Origin of the sequence: Rossellomorea sp. KS-H15a (assembly GCF_024195245.1) — a bacterium.
GTDB lineage: Bacteria > Bacillota > Bacilli > Bacillales > Bacillaceae_B > Rossellomorea > Rossellomorea vietnamensis.
On sequence record NZ_CP096886.1, the window covers coordinates 2,031,157 to 2,051,071 of the forward strand.

At 44.0% G+C, this 19,915-nt stretch carries 23 protein-coding genes; 11 read left to right on the plus strand and 12 right to left on the minus strand.

Annotated features, from left to right (window positions below; all coding sequences use genetic code 11):
* Nucleotide 1: 1 nt before the first annotated feature.
* The 3 genes from M1J35_RS10425 to M1J35_RS10435 all read left to right on the plus strand — a co-directional run bounded on the left by M1J35_RS10425 (nt 2) and on the right by M1J35_RS10435 (nt 3,580).
* Nucleotides 2-844 carry a sugar ABC transporter permease gene (locus tag M1J35_RS10425; protein ID WP_219166967.1) on the plus strand — a complete coding sequence of 281 codons (843 nt, stop codon included), beginning with the start codon at nt 2-4 and terminating at the stop codon, nt 842-844.
* 38 nt (nt 845-882) lie between these two features.
* A complete protein-coding gene (locus tag M1J35_RS10430; RefSeq protein ID WP_254653571.1) occupies nt 883-2,418 on the plus strand; it encodes an alpha-amylase family glycosyl hydrolase in 1,536 nt (511 codons plus the stop codon).
* 130 nt (nt 2,419-2,548) lie between these two features.
* Nucleotides 2,549-3,580, plus strand: a complete 1,032-nt coding sequence (locus M1J35_RS10435; RefSeq protein ID WP_034763407.1) for a LacI family DNA-binding transcriptional regulator — start codon at nt 2,549-2,551, stop codon at nt 3,578-3,580.
* 67 nt (nt 3,581-3,647) lie between these two features.
* On the opposite strand, the gene M1J35_RS10440 is transcribed toward M1J35_RS10435, so the two are convergent.
* The 5 genes from M1J35_RS10440 to M1J35_RS10460 all read right to left on the minus strand — a co-directional run bounded on the left by M1J35_RS10440 (nt 3,648) and on the right by M1J35_RS10460 (nt 7,820).
* Nucleotides 3,648-4,520 (minus strand): SDR family oxidoreductase, encoded by an 873-nt coding sequence (locus tag M1J35_RS10440; RefSeq protein WP_254653572.1) that lies wholly within the window; start codon nt 4,518-4,520, stop codon nt 3,648-3,650.
* Nucleotides 4,521-4,706: 186 nt separating this feature from the next.
* Nucleotides 4,707-6,059, minus strand: a complete 1,353-nt coding sequence (locus M1J35_RS10445) for a CoA-disulfide reductase (RefSeq protein ID WP_254653573.1) — start codon at nt 6,057-6,059, stop codon at nt 4,707-4,709.
* Between the two features lie 69 nt (nt 6,060-6,128).
* Nucleotides 6,129-6,620 (minus strand): YajQ family cyclic di-GMP-binding protein, encoded by a 492-nt coding sequence (locus M1J35_RS10450; RefSeq protein WP_034763412.1) that lies wholly within the window; start codon nt 6,618-6,620, stop codon nt 6,129-6,131.
* 153 nt (nt 6,621-6,773) lie between these two features.
* A complete protein-coding gene (locus tag M1J35_RS10455) occupies nt 6,774-6,905 on the minus strand; it encodes a DUF3941 domain-containing protein (RefSeq protein ID WP_094075248.1) in 132 nt (43 codons plus the stop codon).
* A 57-nt stretch (nt 6,906-6,962) separates the two neighbouring features.
* A complete protein-coding gene (locus M1J35_RS10460) occupies nt 6,963-7,820 on the minus strand; it encodes a DegV family protein (protein ID WP_254653574.1) in 858 nt (285 codons plus the stop codon).
* 166 nt (nt 7,821-7,986) lie between these two features.
* Between M1J35_RS10460 and M1J35_RS10465 the strand changes: the two genes are divergently transcribed.
* On the plus strand, nt 7,987-8,841 hold the full coding sequence (locus tag M1J35_RS10465) for a YitT family protein (protein WP_254653575.1): 855 nt from the start codon (nt 7,987-7,989) through the stop codon (nt 8,839-8,841).
* Between the two features lie 54 nt (nt 8,842-8,895).
* Nucleotides 8,896-9,279 (plus strand): Gmad2 immunoglobulin-like domain-containing protein, encoded by a 384-nt coding sequence (locus M1J35_RS10470; protein ID WP_254653576.1) that lies wholly within the window; start codon nt 8,896-8,898, stop codon nt 9,277-9,279.
* Nucleotides 9,280-9,319: 40 nt separating this feature from the next.
* On the opposite strand, the gene M1J35_RS10475 is transcribed toward M1J35_RS10470, so the two are convergent.
* The 3 genes from M1J35_RS10475 to M1J35_RS10485 form a co-directional block, all read right to left on the minus strand.
* Nucleotides 9,320-9,511 (minus strand): DUF3813 domain-containing protein, encoded by a 192-nt coding sequence (locus tag M1J35_RS10475; RefSeq protein WP_034763417.1) that lies wholly within the window; start codon nt 9,509-9,511, stop codon nt 9,320-9,322.
* Nucleotides 9,511-9,657 carry a hypothetical protein gene (locus tag M1J35_RS10480; RefSeq protein ID WP_254653577.1) on the minus strand — a complete coding sequence of 49 codons (147 nt, stop codon included), beginning with the start codon at nt 9,655-9,657 and terminating at the stop codon, nt 9,511-9,513. Before M1J35_RS10480 ends, M1J35_RS10475 begins: the two co-directional genes overlap by 1 nt.
* Nucleotides 9,658-9,766: 109 nt before the next feature.
* On the minus strand, nt 9,767-10,582 hold the full coding sequence (locus M1J35_RS10485) for a Cof-type HAD-IIB family hydrolase (RefSeq protein WP_034763418.1): 816 nt from the start codon (nt 10,580-10,582) through the stop codon (nt 9,767-9,769).
* A 189-nt stretch (nt 10,583-10,771) separates the two neighbouring features.
* Between M1J35_RS10485 and M1J35_RS10490 the strand changes: the two genes are divergently transcribed.
* Nucleotides 10,772-11,545, plus strand: coding sequence for a prolyl oligopeptidase family serine peptidase (locus M1J35_RS10490; protein WP_254653578.1), 774 nt, complete (start codon nt 10,772-10,774; stop codon nt 11,543-11,545).
* Nucleotides 11,546-11,629: 84 nt separating this feature from the next.
* Complete coding sequence (locus tag M1J35_RS10495) at nt 11,630-11,938, plus strand: metal-sulfur cluster assembly factor (RefSeq protein ID WP_060670294.1); 309 nt, start codon at nt 11,630-11,632, stop codon at nt 11,936-11,938.
* 68 nt (nt 11,939-12,006) lie between these two features.
* Here M1J35_RS10495 and M1J35_RS10500 read toward each other — a convergent pair.
* The 3 genes from M1J35_RS10500 to M1J35_RS10510 form a co-directional block, all read right to left on the minus strand.
* Nucleotides 12,007-13,166, minus strand: a protein-coding gene (locus M1J35_RS10500; RefSeq protein WP_254653579.1) for an IS3 family transposase whose coding sequence is annotated in 2 segments (ribosomal slippage) — nt 12,007-12,887 and nt 12,887-13,166 — 1,161 coding nt in all. Because the reading frame shifts where the segments join, the coding sequence is not laid out codon by codon here.
* Between the two features lie 112 nt (nt 13,167-13,278).
* Complete coding sequence (locus M1J35_RS10505) at nt 13,279-13,971, minus strand: Crp/Fnr family transcriptional regulator (RefSeq protein ID WP_254653580.1); 693 nt, start codon at nt 13,969-13,971, stop codon at nt 13,279-13,281.
* A gap of 70 nt (nt 13,972-14,041) precedes the next feature.
* Nucleotides 14,042-14,851: an undecaprenyl-diphosphate phosphatase gene (locus M1J35_RS10510; protein ID WP_254653581.1), complete on the minus strand. Its 810-nt coding sequence runs from the start codon at nt 14,849-14,851 to the stop codon at nt 14,042-14,044.
* Between the two features lie 194 nt (nt 14,852-15,045).
* On the opposite strand from M1J35_RS10510, the gene M1J35_RS10515 reads away from it, so the two are divergent.
* Both M1J35_RS10515 and clpB read left to right on the plus strand, forming a co-directional pair.
* Nucleotides 15,046-15,225, plus strand: coding sequence for a YjzC family protein (locus M1J35_RS10515; RefSeq protein WP_034763424.1), 180 nt, complete (start codon nt 15,046-15,048; stop codon nt 15,223-15,225).
* A gap of 121 nt (nt 15,226-15,346) precedes the next feature.
* Entirely contained in the window at nt 15,347-17,938 is a 2,592-nt protein-coding gene (clpB, locus tag M1J35_RS10520; protein ID WP_254653582.1) for an ATP-dependent chaperone ClpB, read from the plus strand.
* Nucleotides 17,939-17,971: 33 nt separating this feature from the next.
* Here the strand turns inward: clpB and M1J35_RS10525 are convergent, their stop codons facing one another.
* A complete protein-coding gene (locus tag M1J35_RS10525; protein ID WP_263497663.1) occupies nt 17,972-18,139 on the minus strand; it encodes a YjzD family protein in 168 nt (55 codons plus the stop codon).
* Between the two features lie 264 nt (nt 18,140-18,403).
* On the opposite strand from M1J35_RS10525, the gene M1J35_RS10530 reads away from it, so the two are divergent.
* Nucleotides 18,404-19,147, plus strand: coding sequence for an alpha/beta fold hydrolase (locus M1J35_RS10530; protein WP_254653584.1), 744 nt, complete (start codon nt 18,404-18,406; stop codon nt 19,145-19,147).
* A 22-nt stretch (nt 19,148-19,169) separates the two neighbouring features.
* Nucleotides 19,170-19,889, plus strand: coding sequence for a hypothetical protein (locus tag M1J35_RS10535; RefSeq protein ID WP_254653585.1), 720 nt, complete (start codon nt 19,170-19,172; stop codon nt 19,887-19,889).
* Nucleotides 19,890-19,915 lie beyond the last annotated feature (26 nt).

Here is a 19,915-nt window from a genome sequence, read left to right on the forward strand (position 1 = left end):
TATGAATATGAAGAGACAGAAACTCATACGTTTGACACTTTCATACGCAGCCATTGGAATCATGTTTGCCTTGATCCTTTACCCGGTTGCCTGGATCATTGGATCTTCTTTCAATCCGGGTCAAAGTTTATCTGGTTCATCCATTATTCCGAAGAATGCAACATTGGCCCATTACAAAGAACTATTTGATCTCGAAAAAAGTAATTATATGCTTTGGTACTGGAATTCATTGAAGGTCAGTTTATCCACGATGGCCCTGACTGTCCTGCTTGTCAGTTTAACGGCCTATTCATTCTCACGTTACCGGTTTGCCGGTCGTAAGAATGGTTTGATGACATTCTTGATCTTACAAATGATACCGAACTTCGCCGCACTGATTGCGATTTTCGTACTGGCACTATTAACGAAACTTTTAGATACTCACATTGGTTTGATCCTCGTTTATGTTGGAGGTCAAATTCCGATGAACACATGGCTGATGAAAGGGTATCTGGATACGATCCCGAAAGAGCTTGATGAATCAGCCAAGATGGACGGAGCGGGACATTTACGGATTTTCTTCCAGATCGTCATGCCCCTTGCGAAGCCGATCATTGCGGTGGTTGCACTGTTTTCTTTCATCGCACCATTTGCAGATTTTATCATTGCAAGTATCCTGTTACGTTCAGAAAAGATGTACACATTACCGGTTGCCCTTTATGATATGGTGGCAAAACAGTTCGGAGCGGAATTCACGACTTTCGCTGCCGGTTCTGTATTGATTGCCGTACCGATTGCCCTATTATTCCTGTTCTTCCAGAAATACTTCGTTTCAGGATTGACGGCAGGGGGTACAAAAGGATAATCTTATAGGCGTTACTAACATTTTTAGGAGGAGCGGAGATGAAAAGAAGAGTATTATCTCTCATTTTAGTCCCGTTTCTTCTTTTTTACGCCCTTCCGGTAGGAGCAGTTGAAAAAGAAGAACGCAAATGGCAGGATGAGACCATCTATTTTCTAATGGTCGATCGCTTTAATGATGGGGATACAAGCAATGATAAAGATGTTAACACGAAGGATCCGAAAGCCTATCAGGGCGGGGATTTCCAAGGAATCATCGATAAACTGGATTACATCAAGGATATGGGATTCACTGCTATTTGGCTGACCCCCATATTTGATAATCAACCGATGGGTTATCACGGTTATTGGATTACAGACTTCTACAAAACCGAAGAACATTTCGGCTCTATGAAGACATTCAAGAAGCTTGTGGAAGAAGCCCATAAACGGGATATGAAAGTGATGCTGGACTTTGTTGTGAACCATGTCGGGCCGGAACATCCCTGGGTCAATGACCCTGAAAAAGAGGACTGGTTCCATGAAAAACAGCCGATGAACTTCAATAATGAAGAAAGTCTTCAGAATGCCTGGTTATATGATCTTCCCGATTTAAATACAGAAAATCCCGAAGTGAAAAACTATTTATTCGATGCGGCAAAATGGTGGATCAAAGAAACCGATATCGATGGATATCGTCTCGACACTGTACGTCATGTCCCGCAGGAGTTCTGGGATGAGTTCAGCCATGAAGTGAAGTCGGTGAAAGAAGACTTCTACCTGTTAGGTGAAGTGAACGATAGAGATCCGGAAAAAATCGCTGCCTACAATGGGACAGGGATCGATGGATTCGTCAATGTTCCCCAAGCGGAAGAAATGCGCTCCGTCTTCCAAAAGCCCGATACGTCCATGGATCGGTTATTCAACTTTTGGAAGTACAATGAAACGTTCTATGACAATCCATATGTGATGGGAACATTCATTGATAACCATGATATGGAACGATTTACGAGAATGATTGTTCAAGAGAAGCTCTTCCCTGGAACGAGATGGAAGCTTGCCCTCACGTATATGTATACAACCCCGGGAATTCCGATCGTTTATTACGGATCTGAAATAGCGTTGGACGGGGGAAATGATCCTGACAATCGCCGCTTTATGAATTTCAGGGCTGATAAGGAACTCATGGATTATATCTCCCGGTTAGGTGAAATTCGTCAAGAATATCCCGCACTGACGAGAGGGGATATCACACCGATCTACAATCAAGATGGGATGGGAATCTTTAAGCGTACATACAAAGATCAGACCATCGTCATCGCCATCAACAACACGAGTGAAACACAAAATGTTCAATTATCGAAAGACGACCTGGCGGATAACCATGAACTAAAAGGATTGATCAGTGATGACCTAGTCCGCAGTGACAAGGATGGAAATTATCACCTTGTCCTCGATCGAGAAGAGTCGGAAATCTACTTGCTCAAAAACAAGAGCGGACTGAATTATCCTTATCTGATCGCTTTGGGAATCATGTACTTCCTTTTCTTCCTCTTCCTTTATCTTGTAAAGAAACGTGGAAAAGCGAAGAACAAGTAATGAGTGAAGAGCAGGGCCCTTACGATGAGCCCTGCTGCCATTTTAACCATACAGAATTGGAAGCGTTTTAATTTTATGATTGAGCAGCCCGCCTACGGGTCCGCATTTTTAATAAAGGGGGGTGGAATATATGGCTGTTACCATCAAGGATGTTGCAAAACTTGCAAACGTAGCGCCATCCACGGTTTCGCGTGTGATCGCAAACAATCCAAGAATAAGTGAAAAAACAAAACAAAAAGTCCGGGAAGCGATGGAGCAACTTGGGTACCATCCCAACTTCATTGCAAGGAGTCTGGCAAATCAGTCCACACAGGTGATCGGACTTGTATTACCGGGTTCCGCCAGTGCTTTCTCGCAAAATCCATTCTTTCCGACGGTCTTAAGAGGATTGAGTGAAGGGGCTCAGGAAAAACAGTATGCCCTTCAAATGTCCACCGGTCAATCTGAAGAGGAAATTTATGAAGGTGTCGTCCAGATGGTACAGGGTGGACGGGTGGACGGAATCATCCTGTTATATTCAAAGGTAGAAGATAAAGTGATGAACTACTTGAAGAATCGTGATTTCCCCTTTGTTGTCGTCGGGAAGCCATATAAATATTGTGAAGAAATCACACATGTGGATAATGACAACTACCGGGCAACGAAAGAAGTGACGGACTACCTCCTCGGACTTAAACATGAATGCATCGGCTTCATCGGAGGAGACCTGAATCTTGTCGTGACGGTTGAGCGTTTGTTAGGCTACGAGAAGTCCCTCCGTGATGCCGGGATCGATATGAAGGACGAATATATCATACACGAAGAATTCCTTCGGGAAGGGGGGCGTGAAGCCATTAAAGAGCTCATGCAGCTGGAAGCACCCCCGACTGCCCTGGTTGTAGCCGATGATTTGATGGCGCTTGGGGTCTTGAATACATTGGATGAGATGGGCATCCGTGTCCCGGAAGACATCTCCATTGTCAGCTTCAATAATGTTCTCCTGGCGGAAATGTCCAGACCCCCGCTTACATCAGTGGATATCAATATTTATAACCTTGGGAATGAAGCTGCGAAAAGCCTGATCCAGAAAATTGAGAATCCGAAAGAACCGATCAAGAGAATCATTGTTCCTCACCATCTAGTGACCCGGTGTACCTGTGGTGAACGGAAAGTGAAGTCCTAATAAAAAGCGACTGAAGTGATGACTCCCTCAAAAAAGAAGGGGGTCATGAACTTCAGTCGCTTTTGTCTTATCCGTTGATGACGGTACCGCCATTAACATGAATCATCTGTCCTGACACGTAGCTTGAATCATCACTGGCAAGATACACGTAGGCAGGTGCTAATTCAAACGGTTGTCCAGCCCGTCCAAGGGGTGTATTCGCTCCGAATTCCGACACTTTTTGTGAACTGAAAGTCGATGGTATCAAAGGAGTCCAAATCGGTCCTGGAGCGACCCCGTTCACCCTGATGCCGTCTGTTGCGATGTTTTCAGCCAGTGAGCGGGTGAAGCTGACAATGGCCCCTTTGGTAGAAGAGTAATCGATCAGATCCTTGTTTCCTTTATATGCTGTGATTGAAGCCGTATTGATGATCGAGGCTCCCTTCTTGAGGTGGGGGAGGGCAGCCCGCGTCAAATAGAACATGGAGAAGATATTCGTTTTGAATGTACGCTCTAACTGTTCATCGCTAATATCCACAAGTCCTGACTGAGGGTGTTGTTCGGCAGCGTTGTTCACGAGGATATCAAGTTTCCCGAACTCGGATATCGTCTTACTAACGATGTCTTTGCAAAAAGTCGAACTGCCCACATCACCTGGTAATAGGATGCATCTGACTCCTTCAGCTTCTACAAGTTCCTTCGTTTTATTCGCATCTTCATGTTCATCCAAATACGAAATCGCTACATGAGCGCCTTCCCTTGCGAAGTACCAGGCAACCGACCGGCCGATCCCGCTGTCGCCTCCTGTGATGAGTGCGACCTTTCCATCAAGCTTCCCACTGCCTTTATAGTTTTGATCCGTATGGATGGGCTGAGGGTTCATTTCATCCACTGTACCAGGCTGATGATCCTGGTGCTGAGGGGGAAAAGTCTGCTTCTGGTTTTGTTGTTGTTGAGACAATGAAAACACTCCTTTAAAGGTTTAGGTTATCTTAAGATAGTGTTTACCCGGAAAAAATAATTATTAACGTGTTTTTTGAGGATGGAGAGGCGGGATGAGGTTTGAGTTTGTGTGTGGGGAGGAGGAATCAGTAGGATTTGCGGCCCACTAAAAAAGCAGGCTCCTCATATGGGGAGCCTGTGTGCATCATTTCTTTTTCATCTTTCCTGCAGCCTTATATCCAATCATATTCAACAATCCTTTCGGTGAAGAGAAGGGAGGGGCGTAGCAGGTCTCGATTTCCTGTAGATCGGTGACCGAGAGTCCACCGTAGATGGCAGTGGCCAGGATATCGATTTGTTTATCGACCCCTTCACCGCCTACCACATTTCCCCCGAAGATCTTACCGGTCTCAGGACAGAAGTGGACGCGGACATATACGTCATGGGCCCCGGGGTAGTAGCCGGCGTGGGACTTTCCTTCGTGCACGACTGTTTGATAAGTATAGCCTTTTTCCTTTAATTCTTTTTCTCCAAGTCCCGTTGAAGCGATGGAAAGGTCGAATACTTTGGCAATCGCCGTTCCAAGCATTCCCTTGAAAGGGACAGGGTCACCGGACAGGTGCTTAGCGATTATATAGGCTTGCCGATGAGCCGGCCATGCAAGGGGTACTTGTTTCGGCGTATCGTCAACGAAGTCGATGGACTCGACGACGTCCCCGACTGCATAAATGGAATCATCGTCCGTTTGCATGAACTCATTGCTGACGACCCCACCTGATTCCCCGATTGATAAACCGGCATCCTTCGCCAGGTGGTTCCGGGGTTTTACTCCGACTGAAAGAAGGATGAAGTCGGACTGTAACGTTTCACCGCTGTCGAGTTTTAACGTATTCTCCGGAAGTACTTCTTTCAGACCATCATTCGTGTACAGCTTTACCCCTTTTTCCGCGATATGATTCTGCAATCCTGCAGCTGTCTCCTCGTCAATGATACTGATGACGTGTTCAGACCTTTCGACGATATTCACCTTCATTCCTAGATGGGTGAAGTTTTCAGCCATTTCGACCCCGATGAATCCACCTCCGATGATGGTGCATGAGTCAGGTTTGGAGGTTTCTAAGAACTGCTTGATCCTGTCCATATCTTCGACGGTCCTGAGATGGAAAGACGGGATTTGGTCGATCCCCGGAATATCCGGTATAAAGGGGGAGGCTCCCGTTGCAAGGACGAGACAGTCATAGGTTTCATCGTAATCTTCATTGCGGTCATGATCCCTGATAAGTAAAGATTTCTTTTCGCGATCGATGTTTAACGCTTCATGATGCATTCTGACGTCAATATTCTTTTTTGTATGTAATTGTTCAGGAGTGGCGGCAAAAAGACTTTCCCTGTCTTTGATGACATCTCCCAGGTAATAGGGCATGCCGCAGGCTCCGTAGGATAAGTAAGAGGTTTTCTCGAGCAGGATGATCTCGATATCATTGTCGAGCTTCCTGATTTGAGAGGCTGTCGTCGCCCCTCCGCCGACGGCACCGATGATGATGACTTTTTTCTTCATGTTTTTCCTCCTAAATGAAAGAAGTCTAATGGGATTATTGTACCCATTAGACTTCTTTGGAAAACCGTATTAACGAAAGTTTACGTATTGTACATCAATGGAAAGATCAGCTTCACGGATGGCTGCGATGATTTTTTGGAGATCATCTTTGCTTTTACCGGTAACGCGGACCTGATCATCCTGAACCTGACTCTTTACCTTTACGCCGGAGTTCTTGATGATTGTGTTGATTTTCTTTGCATTGTCTTTGTCGATTCCCTGTACAAGCTTGGCACGCTGACGGACAGTCCCGCCTGATGCACCTTCAAGCTTACTGTAATCAAGGTTCTTCACAGGGACGTTACGCTTGATCAGCTTACTGAGAAGGACGTCCTTCAACTGATTCATCTTGAATTCATCATCGGACACGAGGACAATTTCCTCACCGTCCAATTTGATGTCACTCTTGCTCCCTTTGAAGTCATAACGGGTTTGAACCTCTTTCAACGCAATTTGAATCGCATTGCTCACTTCTGACATATCCACTTTGGATACAATGTCAAACGAACTTTCCTTTGCCATATGTAACCCCTCCAACCTTTTTTCTCTTTTCATTATAGACAGTCTGTGACGTGACATACAACTTCTTTGGTTGAAATGCTGCAGGTTTTTTAGAAATAAAAACAAAAGGCACCCGTTCAAGAAAGAACGGGTGCCTTCCGGCCGGTCCATCCTTTACAGATGATCCGTTTTTTTGGAGTATTGATTTTTACCGGCTTTCCGGTTTATTTCTTTGATTTTATTCTTTTCCTGGCGCAGGGCATTGTTGTCCCTCGCCTTTTTTTCGTTATCAGATGTATGTGGCATGATGATTCTCCCTTCCGTATTGGATCTCGTTATTAGTATGGGGAAGGGGAGAGAAGTTTATGAGTGCTGGTTTAAGAAAAATATGGCTAAGGTCCCTGTCCCTGTATGAGAACCTATGGCGCATCCAATAATACTGATGTACACGTCCTTAGGAGAAAATTTTTCCTCTATGAGCTGCTTCATTTCAAGAGCGAGCTCTTCGTCGTCCCCATGACTGATGGCGATGACTTGATTTGAAAGATCGTCACCACGTTCTTCCATTACATCTAAAATGCGTTTAAGGAGTTTCTTCTTACCGCGCATTTTTTCAATCGGAACAAGTTTCCCGTCTTCCACATGGAGAAGGGGCTTGATGTTAAGGAGTCCGCCGAGAAAGGCTGAAGCTTTTGAGACCCGTCCTCCTTTTGCCAGATATTCAAGATCTTCTACGGTGAAAAGATGTTCCATATGCTCTGAGTTAAATCTGGAGGCTTCGATGATTTCTTCTTTTGTCCCGCCGTTGTTCAGGAGTTCGGCCGCTTTCATGACGACCAATCCATATCCGAGTGATGCACATTTCGAATCTATGATGGTCAAATCAAGATCAGGGTGATCTTCCTTAACCTGATCCCGGATCATGACAGCCGTTTGATAGGTGCCTGATAATTGGGAGGAGAAGGCAATGTAAATGCCGGATTGATTCGATTCTGCAAGCTGTGTGAACTTTTTCAGGAATAGGTCCGGTGAGACTTGGGATGTTTTCGGCATATGTCCGTCCCTGATTTTATCGAATACGGTTTTCGGTTCAATGGTGATCAAGTCCTCGTAGTCCTGACCATCTATATGTACTTTAAGCGGAAGTAGCTCTATGTTGTGTTCGTTGAAATAGGCAGCAGGAAGGTCGCTTGCACTATCAGCAAATAATTTTACTGTCATCCTCATCATCCTTTGACTTATCTTTATAGCTTTAGTCTAGCGATTTTCAGTGAAAATAACAATCGATTGAACGTGAATTTGGATAAAAAGATGAATAGTAGAGGGAGTTTAGGTAAGATGAAATGTGGAACATAGAAAATAACAACAAGATGCAGGAGGTATGTGTATGTCGAGAGATCATGTTCAATTAGAGGCGAAGAAATTTGTCGTGGTCCTGGTGGGATCCCTTTTAGGGGCCATTGCCATGAACTTCTTTCTTATTCCGGCAAATGTGTATGCGAGCGGCTTTACGGGACTTGCCCAGCTGCTGTCAAGCTTACTGAAGGAGTTTGCCCCATTCAATATTTCAACAGGTATTTTATTATTCATTCTTAATATTCCTGTAACCATTCTGGGCTGGCTGAAGGTCGGCCGTTCCTTTACTGTGTATAGCTTTATTTCTGTATTTATGACTTCCTTTTTCCTTGAAGTGATTCCTATCATTAAATTATCACCGGATATCCTCCTTAATGCGGTATTCGGAGGGGTCATCGCCGCTGTAGGTGTCGGGATCACTTTGAAATGGGGAGCTTCCACCGGGGGAATGGACATCATCGCCATGATCCTTTCGAGGATGAAAGATAAGCCGGTTGGTTCTTATTTCTTCTTGATGAATACAGTGATCATTACTTCTGCCGGATTCCTTTACGGCTGGGAGAAAGCATTGTATACGTTAGTCACGTTATATGCTTCCACACGTGTCATCGATGCCATTCATACACGTCATGAAAAGCTTACAGCAATGATTGTGACCAAGAAATCGAATGAATTGCGTGAAGCCATCCATTCGAAGCTTGTGAGGGGAATTACGACTTTGCCTGCTAAAGGGGCATTTTCCGGAGAGGACAAAGAGATGTTAATCATCGTCATATCCCGGTATGAATTATACGAGCTTGAACATACGATCAAGGATGTAGACCCAAATGCGTTTACAAATATCGTTCAGACTACCGGGATATTCGGGTTCTTTCGAAAAGATTAGATTCTCATGTTTAACAAATACTATAGGTGAACCCAGATAGAAAGGGGCATCACCTTGAAAGCCATCGTGTATATATTGATCAGCTCAATCCTGTTATTGGGGATCCCCGCCAAATCGGGAGCAGAGAGCGTATTACCCAAGGAACATACTTCCTTTAAAAATGTAAAAGTAAGGGAGGTCAAAGGTCGCTTTACGGTCACTGGACAAGCCCGTGTATCGAGTGGAAGTTTTTACTATATGGTTGAGGATGGCCATCGGGTTCTCCTCCCGGAAACGCTCTTGAAAGTGAATAAAGAAGCTCCTGCCTGGACGGAGTTTTCCATCATACTGCCTGAGTTGAAAAGGAGAAATGGAAAGCTGTTCCTGAATTTATATGAGCGGGATGAGGGGGACGGGAAGATCATTCACAGTTATCTTGTCGTTCTTCCATATAAATAAACAGGGTTGCCCTTTTACGGGCAACCCTGTTTGATTTAGCTTATGAAAGGCGGTTCAACTCGTCCTGAAGAGCATGAAGCTGCTTCTGCTCTTCGACATTCGAGTTAGCGTAAGCAGATGACAAAGCATTCTTCGCTTTATCAATGGACATTTGAGCGTTTTCTCCCGTACTGCATGCCTGTTTAGCAGAAGATACAGCGGTACGTGCCTGCTGGAATAGTGGATTGCTCATTATTCCAGCCCCCCTGCACCTTCACCATGTGAAGCAAGCTTCTTAGCCTCTGCTTCTGCATACGTCAGATGATACGGGATCCGTTCGTCATGTTTTGATACAGCAATTTTACCTTGTTGTACAAATCGTTTCGATTTTCTACCCATCACTTACCACCCCTTGTGCAAGTTGGAACGCTGGATGCGTTCTCTTCTAGTATGGCTCTCGGAGGTGGAACGTACAGTAAGAAGATTTACCCACCGTTTCCATCAGAATTTATAAGTCGAAGCGTTTTTGCAGATAACGCCCGATGCCATCTTCTTCATTCGAAAGTGTCACTTCATTCGCGATATCCTTCAGTGGATCAATGGCGTTACCCATGGCGACACCTGTTCCTGCGTAGTCGAGCATTTCCAAGTCATTGTCCTCATCCCCGAATGCGATGATTCTTTCTTGGGGGATATTCAAGGAAGAAGCTACACGCTCTATCCCGACAGCTTTATTCAATCCGGATTTAACGATCTCAATGATGTGCCAAGGTGCTGCCCAGCGGCGATGGTCGATCAGTTCTGCATGAACATCATCGAGGTGGGCACGAATGTCGGCTACATCCTCTTCCTCAGCATGAATGAGCATGGAGGTTGGGTGATCCGATAATACGTTCCGGATATCACCTGTTGAAATGGAAGGATTACCCATCATGAATACATCGATGATCTTTTCATCATGATAATGAAGATAGACATCATCCATCACTTCAGCGACGATATTACGGAATGGAAAATCATCACAAGCATTGATGATTTGTTTGGCCACATCGAGATCCATCGGCTCATGATAGACTCCCCATGATGGGTCGGTGGGGTGATGCACGAATGCCCCATTGAAATTGACAATGGGAGTGGTCAACTGCAATTGTTGATAATACAATTCACTTGCACGAAACGGCCTGCCTGTTGCAATCATCACTTCATGCCCTTTATGGCGCGCTTTTTTTAATATATCATGTGTTTTGGACGAGATTTTCTTCTCATCAGTTAATAATGTTCCATCGAGATCCAGAACAATCAGATGTTTTTCTTGTGAGTTCATGAATACAAATCCCCAATCTTATTGGTATGAAGGCTATTCTAGTGTAGCGTTACACGAAGAAAGTTGTCCACCGCCTGCACATAGATTTTAAGAAATGTTTACAAACGCCTTCGATTTAAATATTATACATACTACCAAATCTAGGATATCATAGTAAAGTGAAAAGCAATCAGGAGGGAGAGAACCATCATGATTCTTATTGATAAATCAACTATACAAACGATCCCATTCCTTCATCTTGTGAGGGAAGAAGACATGAATAAACCGTTACCGACATGCTTCTTTATTCACGGCTTTACGAGTGCGAAAGAGCATAATCTTCACTACGCATACCTTCTTGCTGAAAAAGGGTTCAGGGTGATACTCCCGGATTGTTTAGAGCACGGAGAACGATCTTCTGGAAAGTCAGAGTATCAATTAGGAGAAATTTTTTGGAAGATCGTGTTGAATACCATACATGAATTATCCATATTGAAAGAGCACTTTGAAGAAAAAGGGCTGATCAAACCAAATGGAATCGGTGTCGCAGGAACCTCCATGGGGGGGATCGTTACACTTGGTGCCCTTACTCAATATGAATGGATTTCTTCAGCCGTTTCACTGATGGGGAACCCTACATATGTGAAATTTGCACAGGCCCAGCTCGCTCAAGTGGAATCGCTTGGATATGACCTGCCATTTAGTCAAGGGGAAATCGAAAGCATGATGAGTGAGCTTGCCCATTATGATCTTAGCCTTCAACCTGAGAAGCTCGGGGGCAGGCCCCTCATGTTCTGGCATGGAAAGCGCGACAAAGTCGTCCCCTTCCATTTGACAAGGGAATTCTATGACAGCATATTGCCTTATTATGAGGAACGGGAAGATCATCTGCTTTTCATAGAAGATGATAAAGCCGATCACAAGGTTACGAGAGAAGGCGTATTACGGCTTGTCGAGTGGTTCGAGATGCATTTATCAGCTTAACCTTTTGTTTTATACGTGGTTATTTGTTAAGATGAGTAATGAAAATGGGTAAGAGACAAGTATAAGCATGAAGGAGTGATTAGCATGGATCAAGATCTTAAAGATAATATGATGGGTGCTTTAGAGCAGGTTGTCGACCCTGAATTAGGAATAGACATAGTGAATTTAGGTTTAGTGTATGATGTGGATCTCGATGAGGAAGGAAAAGCAACAGTCACCATGACCCTTACGTCAATGGGGTGTCCGTTGGCCGGAACCATTGTGGATCAAGTGAAAACAGCACTGAGAGACATTCCCGAAGTGAAAGAAACAGAGGTAGACATCGTCTGGAATCCACCATGGAGCAAAGATAATATGTCCCGCTATGCGAAAATCGCATTGGGAATCAGGTAATACCCGATACAAGAAAAACCCCCTGAAAGGCTTGGAGTGACACAGTCAAATAAGACTAAATAAAACACCTAAGCTGCCATGACTCTAAACTCTATCGGAGTCTGGCAGTTTAATTTTGTAAAAGGTCGACAATAATTATAATAATACATGTACGATTCTATTTTCTTTCGTACTGTATGGTTAGTTAGTTTCCCTCGATCCAGAGGGCTGAATTCTTCTGACTTTAAAGAGGAGTGGAAGGATTCAATGACGGCATTATCAAAGCAGTTTCCTCGTCGGGACATGCTTGTGATAATGCCTCTTTTTTTAGCGTCTTCCTGAAAATCATACGATGTATATTGAGAGCCTTGATCACTGTGAAGGATGCATTGAGATACATCACGACCTTCACACGCTCTCTTTAACGTATCGAGCACTAGACCTTTATCTTGTTGATCACTAATGGTGTAAGCAAGAATTTCGTTATTATACAAGTCCATAATCGTTGATAAATATAACATTTTCTCACCATAAGGAAGATAGGTAATATCTGTAACCCATTTTTCATTTGGTTTAGAGGCATGGAACTCTCTGTTTAAGTAATTCGGCACGACGATTTTACTTTCCCCAGCTATATAGTTTTGTCTTTTTGGTTTAACGCGGCACTGAATGTTAAATTTCTGCATGATTCGCTGTACCGTGTTCCGGTTGACTTTGAGTTTGTACTCTTTACGCAAAAGATCACGCACCATACGGTGCCCAATGCGAAATTTCAAACCCTCGCACACATCAATGATTTTCTTCTCCAATTCTGATGGACCCCATGACTTTCCCCGCCAACGATAATAAGTAGCCTTAGCCACTCCAAAACATTCACAAAGGGCAATAACGGTATATTTATGTTTGAGCATCTCTACGGTCTGTACGAATATTTCTGGGACCACTTCCTTTCGATTTCCCGATACTTTCCCAACAATTCCTCACGCATTTCATAATAAGCGACTTTCTTTCGTAACTGGGCTAGTTCAGTTTCATCATCAGGACCTTTCCCATAAGAATATTGTTTCCCAATAGGTTGAGCAAAACGATGGGTCTCGTCATTCTTGAACCATTTCACCCAGGTCTTAATCTGAGATCGATTCTTAATCCCGAACATCTCCATTAGCTCTTGATTTGAATGGTTGCCTTCTAGTTTTAAACGTACAACTTCTCTCTTAACTTCTTCTGGATAGGACACTTTATTACCCATAGAAAAAACACCTCCAAATGTAAATGAATTATTTACTACTTGAAGGTGTTTTATTCAGTCTCATATTATTAGGTCTCTCTAGGCTTGCTTCAGGGGGTTTTTCATGTTTGGATCAATCAATCCGGCAGATGGAGACCGGGCAATTCTCACAGTCAATTTCATTCTTCAAGTATTCCAGATCCAAAATCGTGATGTAGCCTTTTTCCCACTTAAGGACGTTGTCTTTCTTCAGTTCGCTCAATAATCTGTTCACGACTTCCCTGGATGATCCGCAAAAATTGGCCAATTCCTGGTTGGTTAAGGGCAGGTCGATCAGAATACCGGTGTTAACGGCTTTTCCGTAGCTATTGGTCATGCGGATCAGGGTAGAATACAGGGCTCCTTTTTTTCCATGAAGGATAAGGTCGCGAAACTTTGTCTGATTCTGCTGATTTTGAAGCTGTATCCATTTCAGCCATTGTATGGTCAGATCACCGTTTTGAGAAAGTGTTTCTTCAAACGTTTCTTTCGGTAAAACATAAACCGTCGTGTCCTCAAGTATTTTTGCGCTGAGCATGTAGTAGGCTTCTTTACTGAATAAAGTCAATTCTCCGATGACATCATCCGTTGAACAGATGCGGAGGGATAATTCCCGTCCATCGGGAATGACTTTGCTTATTTGAATCCGACCGTTTTTGATTAAATATAACTCGTGAGCCGCTTTTCCTTCTTGAAACAAGTAACATCCTTTTTTTAAGGTTCTCACAGACTTTTTATCGATGAATAATTGTTTTATCTCGGAAGGGATTTCAATATTCTCACTCATGAGATCACACCGTTTCCATCAAAATGTCTTATTCTACAAGCTTACCAAAGATACCCGACGGATAGAAGGTTTATGTGAAGATCAGGACGGCTGCTCCGACCACAACACAATAAATAGCGAAGTATTTCAAGTTCCCTTTTGCCATAATATTCATGAACCACTTCAATGAGAAGTAAGAAGCAATCAGGGAAGCAATGAAGGCAACTGTATACGGAATCGCCATGGAAGCAAGGTTCGGATCACCCATTAAGTCGCTTATTCCGAATACCATGACGCCAACACTGACAGGTATATAAAGAAGGAATGAGAAACGCAGGGCTGTTTCTGCCTTCATACCGCTTGCCATGGCGGCAACGATCGTTGCACCTGAACGACTGATTCCGGGGATGAGGGCAACTGCCTGTGCAAGACCGATGATGATTGCGTCCTTTACATTTAAGTCTCCATCATTTTTTCTCCCTCTCAGGTTACGGATCATCCAAAGGGCGATACCTGTAACGATGAGCGTGATACCTACCGTGATGACAGAAGTAAGATGTTCCTCAATCACATCGCCGAATAATATACCGATCACCCCTGCTGGGATTGTGCCGATCAGTAAGTATATGATGAAATGAAAATCACGTTTTGTTTCGGGTGTTTTCTGCTTGAAATAACCGAGGCCATTTACGATGAGGCGTAAGATGTCTTCCCGGTAAATAATGAGAACAGCGAGTAATGATGCCGTATTGACCAGAATTTCAAAGGTCAGTGTTGTGTCTTTGATACCAAGGAAATGCTGTGCAAGCAGCAGGTGTCCACTGGATGAGATCGGAATCGGTTCCGTGAACCCTTGAAAAATCCCTAAAAATAAGTATTTCATAATCAAATAAAAATCCATTGTATATCCTCCAAGCTTTTTTTCTCCACATTTTTTAATTTAACACCATTAAGGGAAAGACTGTAAAGCCTTTTTCCGAATGTTAACCGAACCGTAACGGGATTATCATATTTATCCTTCATCTGGCATGCATGAATGGTCACGCTTGTAGAAAAATAGGAAAGAAGCATCGCTTCGAAAAAGGAGGGGTAAGAATGGGACAGTCACGACAATTCAGGGCCGGCGAAAAGGCACCGAACAATGGTGAGTATATAGAAATCGGTGAAACCGGGAGCATGGTAAAGAATCCGCAAAAACTGCGTTTGAAAGCAGGGGACAGGTTTCCTGAGAACTCCAACCATAACCGCCTATGGTCGTATATGAGAAAACCTTAACCATCTGGAACAAGGGTGCCCCGTTCAAGGCAATCCTTGTTCCTTTTCCTTTTCCTTTTCGAATGAAAGGGATATAATGTCATTAAAGGTCAATGAAGGTCAAAATGTGAGGTGGCAGATAATGAATATTGATAGCATGACCCACAGCATTCAGGAAGGGTTGGCTACCGCTGGTCAATTGGCTGCTGAAAAGCTACATACAGATATAAGTGCGCTGCATTTGTGGAAGTCGCTGCTCGGGTCGGAAGAGAGTTTCCTTCGCACCATATATGAACGGGCGGGGGTACCCATTCAGTCTATGATGGAATGGATTGATGGGAAGGTAGATGACATCCCTTCAGTAGAAGGGGAAGGGATCCAATATGGACAGTACCTTTCAAGGGATATCCATCAACTTTTCTCTGAAAGTGAGAGTTTAAAACAGAAATGGGAAGACGATTATATTTCCGTCGAGCATCTTGCCCTATCCCTGTGGAAGCAGAAACAGCATCCGATAACGCTGTACTTAATGCAGCAAGGGGTAACAGAAAAGAACGTCAGAGAAATCATTGAAGAGATAAGAGGAGGGAGCAGGGTGACGACACAAAACCCGGAAGTGAAATATGAAGCACTGAAGAAATACGGAAGGGATCTTGTGGCAGATGTGAGGTCAGGCAGAATCGATCCTGTCATCGGAAGAGATAGTGAAATTCGCCACGTCATTCGCATTCTTTCACGGAAAACGAAGAATAATCCCGTCTTGATCGGAGAGCCGGGAGTAGGGAAAACCGCCATTGTGGAAGGTCTGGCACAGAGGATTGTTCGTAAGGACGTACCCGAAGGCTTGAAGGATAAGACGATTTTCGAGCTGGACATGAGCTCTTTAGTCGCTGGAGCGAAATTCAGGGGTGAGTTTGAAGAGCGGCTGAAGGCCGTACTCCAAGAAGTGAAAAAGAGTGAAGGACGCATTCTTCTTTTCATAGATGAACTCCATACGATTGTAGGTGCAGGAAAAACAGAGGGGGCCATGGATGCAGGGAATATCCTGAAGCCGATGCTTGCCAGAGGGGAGCTTCACTGCATCGGGGCAACGACCCTCAATGAATACCGAAAGTATATCGAGAAGGATCCTGCCTTGGAAAGACGTTTCCAGCAGGTGCTCGTACAGGAACCGAATGTGGAGGATACGATTTCCATCCTGAGAGGGTTGAAGGAACGTTTTGAGATCCATCATGGGGTCAATATTCATGACCGGGCCATCGTAGCTGCGTCCAGCCTGTCCGATCGTTATATATCGGACCGGTTCCTCCCTGATAAAGCCATCGACCTGATCGATGAAGCATGTGCGATGATCCGGACGGAAATCGATTCGATGCCATCGGAGCTCGATGAAGTGACACGCAAAGTGATGCAGCTTGAAATCGAGGAAGCGGCGTTGAATAAGGAGATAGATGCTGCAAGTCTGGAGCGGCTCGGACGTATCCGTGAAGATCTAAGCAATCTGAAGGAAAAAGCGAACACCATGAAAGTAAAGTGGCTAAAGGAGAAAGAAAGCATCTCCGTCGTACAGGAGAAGCGGGAAGAGCTGGAGAAACTCAGGCGCCAGCTCGAAGAAGCCGAAAGTGATTATGATTTGAATAAAGCCGCTGAGCTCAGGCACGGACGGATTCCGGCCATGGAGAAAGAACTTGCGGCGGTAGAGCAGGAAATGATGAAAGAAGAGGAAGGGCGCCTCCTTCGTGAAGAAGTGACAGAAGAAGAAGTCGCGAACATTGTGGCGAGATGGACAGGGATTCCGGTCACAAAGCTTGTAGAAGGAGAAAGGGAGAAGTTGTTGAAGCTTGATCACATTCTTCATGAACGGGTGATTGGCCAGGATGAAGCTGTCGGGCTGGTCAGTGATGCCGTCATTCGTGCAAGGGCAGGGATCAAGGATCCGAACAGACCGATTGGTTCCTTTATTTTCTTAGGCCCGACAGGAGTCGGGAAGACAGAGCTTGCGAAGACACTTGCCCAAACGTTATTTGACAGCGAAGAGCAGATGATCCGAATCGATATGTCTGAATATATGGAGAAGCATGCGGTATCCCGTTTGATTGGTGCACCTCCTGGATATGTTGGCTATGAAGAAGGCGGTCAGCTGACGGAAGCGATCAGGCGTAAACCTTATTCAGTCATCTTACTGGATGAAATTGAAAAGGCCCATCCCGAAGTATTCAATATTCTTCTGCAAATGCTTGACGATGGCCGGATCACCGATTCTCAAGGGAGGACCATTGATTGTAAAAACACGGTGATCATCATGACATCCAATATCGGATCTTCTCATCTCCTTGAACGTAATAAAGGGGAGGGAGAGATTGACCCTGATACGAAAGATCTTGTGATGGGGCAGCTTCGTTCCGCGTTTCGACCTGAATTCCTTAACCGTGTGGATGACATTATTCTATTTAAACCATTGAGCATCCAAAATATTAAGGGGATCATAGATAAACTTATTGAGGACCTTCAGCATCGGGTAGAGGAACAGCAAATCATCCTTACCCTGACAGAGGAGGCGAAGGAATTCATCGCGGAATCCGCCTATGATCCCGTGTATGGAGCCCGTCCATTAAAAAGGTATCTTCAGAGGGAAATCGAGACCAAGCTTGCAAGAGAACTCATTGCAGGAAATATCCAACAGGGTCAAACCATCACGATTGATGCAGGTGAAAATGTTCTAACGATTCATTAAATGAAAAAAAGCAGCCGGATTTGGCTGCTTTTTTTAATGGTTTTCTACAGGCTCGTTTGGAATAACAAGCGTGATAAGGAATACCAGTACCGCGAAACAAACGGAAAGGATTAATCCTGTTTGAAAATGAAATTCGTTTCCATTCATTGAACTTACAACGTAAGTCAGCATTTCGGACAATGCAAAAGCCCAGAAGAACATCCAAATAAATCTCACGCCAAGTCACCTCATTCCTATGTATTGAACACATTCAAGCATATGTTGTCACTCATTTCAATCTTTATTAGTTTACCACAGCTTCGACAATTAATAAATGACTAATATGTGAAATGTAAACCCTGTCATCTGTAGGAGGATAGGGGCCGAAAATTTATAAATAAAAGTGTTCCTATGGGCTATCTCCCTTACAAATGCTGTCTCACTACATAAACTATAGAGACTCAGTATGTAAAAGGAGAAATTTAAATGTATCAACGATTGTTTCAATTAGAGCAAGAGTGGTGCATGATTCATTACCCTGAACGACCAAATGGATTCGCTGTAATGATTATAGGGGACTCCCATCACTATGTAGACGAAAAGAGCAGTTTCTGGGTGCAGCATGAGGCACGGTATAAGTGGATTCAAGAGCTGACAGCCAAGGGGTACATTGTATATTATAGTAATCTGTATGGAGCGAATTGGGGTAGCGATCAAGCCGTGCAATTGGCCAGGCGACTCTATCAGCACGTGAAGCGGAACGAAATCATCAATGGAAAGATCCATATTTTGGCCGAAGGAATGGGAGCGTTAGTATTGAAAAATCTCTATCCGAAATTGGCACTTGATATAAGAAGTGCTGTCCTGCTCTCCCCCTGCGTATCGATGTATGACCATTTAGAACAAGAAAAAGAGCAGAAATTCTTTTATAAAAAAGTGATAAAAGAACTTTCCTTCATGCTGAAGATGAAGGAAGAGGATTGTGAAGCCTTCATCTCAAAACAATCACAGGACTACAAAATATTCCAGGAGATCCCTATTCCCCTGTATATTGTTCAGTCAATGACTCTAAATCGTTATAAAAATCAATTCACTCTCATAAAAGATATATATACGGAGCGTTTAGCAAAAGGAGTTTCAACGGATCTATTCTTTGTTCTTCCTGAGAAGCGAGGGTCTCTTGGAGGGAAGATCGCATCTTACTTTTCCCTGCATGAGAAAGAGTTATAACTAATAAATTGGAGTGATTGACTTGAACCATCATGCATTCGTTTTTGCTGCACAACAGTTTTTGGGATTTGAACTCTGTCATGCCCTTCTGGAAAAAGGATGGACCGTGACCGCCATTGATGAGCACCAAGAGACGAAGGATAAATGGATGGAAATTGGAAGGAATGCAAACCTTGAGTACGTGCCTTATGGGGAATGGGATAAGAGCGTACGCTCAGGGTCCAGTGTATTCCTTCCTTACTATGATCAGATAAGAGGGAATAGAGCGGGGTATTTATCAGAAGTGGATGAACTGCTTTCAAAAGTGGACCAACCCTTCCATATGATTCGAATTTACAGCAACGGGAAAGGGAATGGAAGTCTTGAAGAAGATGGTGCTGCCTTCTACCTTCCAACGTTATATGGCATCCATCAACCGGAAGAATTCCTGTTTGCACAGATTTTGACCGGCAGAGGGGAAGGAAAGAATTATGTGGATGATCCCTCGGGGGCGATTTATGTGAAGGACGCAGCCAAAATGATTGTCAATCTTTCTTCAAAAAATGACATCTTTACCTTGAAGCCTCTCTCAGACAGGAGCTGGAATGAAGCTCTATCCTATATAACAAATGAAACGTTTTCAACTGGTCACCGTAAAATCGATGCCGTTGGAAAAGAAGTGATCGTCAGACCATCAAAGTCTCACAAGGGCATCATTGATCAACAAGAAAAAGGGATACGCTTGCATGAAATTGAGGAGTGAGAAAACTTTTCCTTTTCATGTGGATA

Excerpts from the sequence above, each read along its gene's own strand:
- M1J35_RS10525 (WP_263497663.1), bottom strand. The coding sequence starts at position 18,139 with ATGTTCTTCTGGGCTTTTGCATTGTCCGAAATGCTGACTTACGTTGTA.
- M1J35_RS10480 (WP_254653577.1), bottom strand. The coding sequence starts at position 9,657 with ATGGGTAGAAAATCGAAACGATTTGTACAACAAGGTAAAATTGCTGTA.
- M1J35_RS10430 (WP_254653571.1), top strand. The coding sequence starts at position 883 with ATGAAAAGAAGAGTATTATCTCTCATTTTAGTCCCGTTTCTTCTTTTT.
- M1J35_RS10495 (WP_060670294.1), top strand. The coding sequence starts at position 11,630 with ATGGATCAAGATCTTAAAGATAATATGATGGGTGCTTTAGAGCAGGTT.
- M1J35_RS10455 (WP_094075248.1), bottom strand. The coding sequence starts at position 6,905 with ATGCCACATACATCTGATAACGAAAAAAAGGCGAGGGACAACAATGCC.
- M1J35_RS10445 (WP_254653573.1), bottom strand. The coding sequence starts at position 6,059 with ATGAAGAAAAAAGTCATCATCATCGGTGCCGTCGGCGGAGGGGCGACG.
- M1J35_RS10465 (WP_254653575.1), top strand. The coding sequence starts at position 7,987 with ATGTCGAGAGATCATGTTCAATTAGAGGCGAAGAAATTTGTCGTGGTC.
- M1J35_RS10435 (WP_034763407.1), top strand. The coding sequence starts at position 2,549 with ATGGCTGTTACCATCAAGGATGTTGCAAAACTTGCAAACGTAGCGCCA.
- M1J35_RS10515 (WP_034763424.1), top strand. The coding sequence starts at position 15,046 with ATGGGACAGTCACGACAATTCAGGGCCGGCGAAAAGGCACCGAACAAT.
- M1J35_RS10460 (WP_254653574.1), bottom strand. The coding sequence starts at position 7,820 with ATGACAGTAAAATTATTTGCTGATAGTGCAAGCGACCTTCCTGCTGCC.
- clpB (WP_254653582.1), top strand. The coding sequence starts at position 15,347 with ATGAATATTGATAGCATGACCCACAGCATTCAGGAAGGGTTGGCTACC.
- M1J35_RS10510 (WP_254653581.1), bottom strand. The coding sequence starts at position 14,851 with ATGGATTTTTATTTGATTATGAAATACTTATTTTTAGGGATTTTTCAA.
- M1J35_RS10475 (WP_034763417.1), bottom strand. The coding sequence starts at position 9,511 with ATGAGCAATCCACTATTCCAGCAGGCACGTACCGCTGTATCTTCTGCT.
- M1J35_RS10530 (WP_254653584.1), top strand. The coding sequence starts at position 18,404 with ATGTATCAACGATTGTTTCAATTAGAGCAAGAGTGGTGCATGATTCAT.
- M1J35_RS10505 (WP_254653580.1), bottom strand. The coding sequence starts at position 13,971 with ATGAGTGAGAATATTGAAATCCCTTCCGAGATAAAACAATTATTCATC.
- M1J35_RS10425 (WP_219166967.1), top strand. The coding sequence starts at position 2 with ATGAATATGAAGAGACAGAAACTCATACGTTTGACACTTTCATACGCA.
- M1J35_RS10450 (WP_034763412.1), bottom strand. The coding sequence starts at position 6,620 with ATGGCAAAGGAAAGTTCGTTTGACATTGTATCCAAAGTGGATATGTCA.
- M1J35_RS10490 (WP_254653578.1), top strand. The coding sequence starts at position 10,772 with ATGATTCTTATTGATAAATCAACTATACAAACGATCCCATTCCTTCAT.
- M1J35_RS10485 (WP_034763418.1), bottom strand. The coding sequence starts at position 10,582 with ATGAACTCACAAGAAAAACATCTGATTGTTCTGGATCTCGATGGAACA.